The organism is Blautia intestinihominis, from assembly GCF_040096655.1.
GTDB lineage: Bacteria > Bacillota > Clostridia > Lachnospirales > Lachnospiraceae > Blautia_A > Blautia_A intestinihominis.
The window spans coordinates 1-543 of the sequence record NZ_JBBMEI010000221.1; the positions used below are offsets into that span (position 1 = coordinate 1).

At 53.4% G+C, this 543-nt stretch carries 1 protein-coding gene; it reads left to right on the top strand.

Going from position 1 to position 543, the window contains the following annotated elements; translation table 11 throughout:
- Positions 1 to 543 (top strand): recombinase zinc ribbon domain-containing protein (locus WMO75_RS19805; protein WP_349078894.1); only part of this gene is annotated, 543 nt, incomplete at both ends.

Genomic DNA, 543 nt, shown 5'->3' on the forward strand with positions numbered 1-543 from the left:
TCCCGCCAGCGTCCGGGGCAGACCAATGAAATCAGCCTGTTTGCCGGACTGATAAAATGCGGCGAGTGTGGGAAGTCGCTGACGGTACGCTACACAAACGCAAAACATCCTCAGCAGATTTATTCCTGCAAGACCTACAATGCCTTTGGAAAGAACCACTGCACCCAGCACCGGATTGATTATGACACCCTTTACAGCCATGTGCTGCGGAAAATCCGGGAATGTGCCAGAGCCGCCCTGATGGACGGGGAAGCGGTTGCCGACCGCTTGACCAATACCTGTGAAGCCGAGCAGCGGGAACAGCGGGAAGCAATGGAACGCTCCCTCACAAGGGACGAGGAACGGATTGAGGTTCTGGACAAAATGGTAATGCGGCTTTATGAGGATATGATTGCAGGGCGTATCAGTGAACAGAATTTCAACACCATGCTGGAAAAGACACAGACCGAGCAAGCGGAGCTTAAAGCAAAAGTGTCCGAGGGCAGAAAGCGGCTGTCCGATGAAGTCCAGCTTGCCAATGACGCAAAACAATGGGTGGAAGCC